The following is a 3,153-nucleotide window of genomic DNA, read 5'->3' as shown; positions in this document are numbered from 1 at the left end:
ACTTCTAAAAACCCTTCATCCCTGCTTTTCTATGCTGCTGGAGCAATAATGCCGTTCCCATCACGCCATTCACCATTGTTTATACATGCTGAGGGCCATAAATCCTGATAGAAATTAAAAATCGATTGATTATAAATATATTAATCCACTTATTTCATCTGATGCCAAAATTTATTATATGAATATATTTGTTTCTAGCGATCTTTGAACTTTTTGTGAATTTTTTCACCTTTATATCATGAACATTTTGTGACATCCTGATAAATTGATTGTTTTAAATGTTTTATCGGAATAAGATAGTTGTAAATTGTGATAAAAATCACAGAAAAAACATTTAAACAATGCTTCAAAGCTTAAATGAAAGGAAAGGGGCACCCTCAATGAAAATAAAATGGGCTTTTTTATGTTTAGTTTTTACTATTATCACGGTGCTAACAGGCTGTGAACCAGTAATGGTTTTAGATCCTAAAGGACCTCAAGCCGAAACGACAGCTAATGTCATTTGGATATCGATTGCGATGATGGCGATCATTGTCATTGCCGTTTTTGCACTGTTAGTTTTTGTACTATTAAAATACCGTGCATCGAAACAACGGGAAGATTACGAACCTCCACATATTGAAGGGAATCCGATTGTTGAAGCAATCTGTGTAGGGATTCCTGTTATTATCATCATTTTCCTATCAATCATTACTGTTAGATCTACGTATGAGGTAGAAGCTACTCCGAAGGGATATGAGGATAAGGAGCCTTTAGTCGTATATGCTTCGACTTCTAACTGGAAATGGCATTTTAGCTATCCAGAAGAAGGGATCGAAACGGTTAACTACTTATATATCCCAACCGATCGTGCGTTGGAATTTAAGCTTTACTCATTCGGACCAATCACGGCCTTCTGGATTCCGCAGCTTGGTGGACAAAAATATGCGATGGCTGACATGGTCACCACGTTGCACTTAGCAGCCGATGTTCCTGGTGAATATATGGGACGAAATTCAAACTTTAGCGGAAAAGGTTTCGCTGAAAATACATTCAATGTGAAAGCGATGCCTGAAGCAGAGTTTGATAATTGGGTAGATGAAGTGAAAGAGACTGCTGAGCCTTTAACAGAAGAAAAATTCGAAAAACTGCTTGAACCTGGCCATCTTGGTCAATTAACTTTTAGCAATACTCATTTAGAATTTAGTCCTGCTCCTGAACATAATCATGGGTCAAATGATTCTCATGAAGGACAACATGCTGATGATAAACACGAAGCAGGCGATTCTCATGATGATTCAAACGAAAATCATTCCGAACATAACAATCACTAATAGATTCAAAGATTGATAAAAATTTGTTTTATTCGATAAGCATTATTTTTTCCCGAAAGGAGTCAAAAAAAATGGATTACTTTGATCGATTTGCCATTCCTCATCCAAGTCCAGCGATTTATGCATCCATGGTAGCGATTGGCTTGACAGTAATCGCGATTATTGCCGGTTTAACATATTTTAAAAAATGGGGTTATTTATGGCGTGAATGGTTGACAACTGTTGATCATAAGAAGATCGGTATTATGTATTTAATCTCTGCGCTCCTCATGCTTTTCCGTGGTGGGGTAGATGCGATTATGATGAGAGCACAAACAGCTGTACCTGAAAATACGCTGCTTGATGCACAGCATTACAATGAAGTATTTACTACCCATGGGGTGGTCATGATCATTTTTATGGCGATGCCATTTATTTATGCCCTAATGAACTTCGTTGTTCCTTTACAAATTGGTGCTCGTGACGTAGCATTCCCGCGTCTAAATGCACTAAGCTTCTGGTTATTCTTTATGGGTGCGATGTTATTCAACATTTCCTTCGTCATCGGGGGATCTCCTGATGCAGGTTGGACTTCTTATTTCCCACTTGCAGGAAATGATTTCAGTCAATCTGTAGGAACGAACTATTATATGATAGCGATACAGATTGCAGGGATCGGTACATTGATTTCGGGGATTAACTTTATGACGACTATTTTAAAAATGAGAGCACCGGGCATGACCTTAATGAAGATGCCTATGTTCACATGGACTGCTTTTATTGCGAACGTTATCGTTGTATTCGCGTTCCCAGTACTAACAGTTGCACTACTACTCGGAACAATGGATCGACTATTTGGAGCAAACTTCTTTACAACGACAAATGGCGGAATGGATATGCTTTGGGCAAACCTATTCTGGGTTTGGGGACATCCAGAGGTTTATATATTAATTTTACCGGCATTCGGAGTTTACAGTGAAGTTATTTCCACTTTTGCACGTAGAAATCTATATGGATACAAATCAATGGTTGCTTCCATTGTAATCATCTCGTTTTTATCATTCCTAGTTTGGACACACCATTTCTTTACAATGGGGCAGGGACCATTAACGAATAGTATTTTCTCGATTACGACAATGGCGATTGCGATTCCGACTGGAATTAAAATTTTCAACTGGATATTAACGATGTATAAAGGGAAAATTGAATTTACCGTTCCAATGCTTTATTCTGTTGGATTTATTCCGATCTTTACAATCGGTGGGGTAACTGGGGTTATGTTAGGGATGGCAAGTGCCGACTATCAATACCATAATACGATGTTCTTAGTCGCTCACTTCCACTATACAATTATTCCTGGTGTCGTATTTGCGATGCTTGCAGGTCTCACATACTGGTGGCCAAAAATGTTCGGATTCATGCTGAGTGAAAGAATTGGTAAATGGGCATTCTGGTTTATCGCGATCAGCTTTAACGTAACATTCTTCCCGATGTTCTTCACGGGCTTAGACGGGCAGGCACGCCGTATGTACACTTACTCTGAAGAAGCTGGCTTTGGACCACTAAACTTACTATCATTTGCCGGGGCAATTGGACTTGCAATTGGCTTCGCGTTAATTGTCTATAATGTTTATTACAGCACACGCTATGCTTCAAGAGATATCAGTTCGGATCCATGGAATGCTCGTACACTTGAATGGGCTACACATACTCCGGTTCCAGCCTATAACTTTGCTGTGACACCGGAAGTAAATTCAATTGAACCATTCTGGGATCATAAGAAAAAAGGTAAATCAATTTTTAAAGATAAAATTGAAAAAATTCATATGCCAAATAGCAGTGGTGTTCCGTTTATTATGAG

At 38.6% G+C, this 3,153-nt stretch carries 2 protein-coding genes; both read left to right on the top strand.

The genetic code is table 11. The features are described from left to right. Window positions 1-380 precede the first annotated feature (380 nt). Window positions 381-1,313 (top strand): cytochrome aa3 quinol oxidase subunit II, encoded by a 933-nt coding sequence (gene qoxA / locus V7149_RS24485; RefSeq protein ID WP_335348174.1) that lies wholly within the window; start codon window positions 381-383, stop codon window positions 1,311-1,313. Between the two features lie 71 nt (window positions 1,314-1,384). Continuing rightward, a partial coding sequence (qoxB, locus tag V7149_RS24480) for a cytochrome aa3 quinol oxidase subunit I (protein WP_438824156.1) occupies window positions 1,385-3,153 on the top strand: 1,769 nt, incomplete at its 3' end.

It is taken from the genome of Bacillus sp. JJ1503 (genome assembly GCF_036965125.1).
Taxonomy (GTDB): domain Bacteria; phylum Bacillota; class Bacilli; order Bacillales; family Cytobacillaceae; genus Cytobacillus.
Note: the sequence above shows the minus strand (reverse complement) of the source record. Positions and strands in the feature narration are given on the sequence as shown.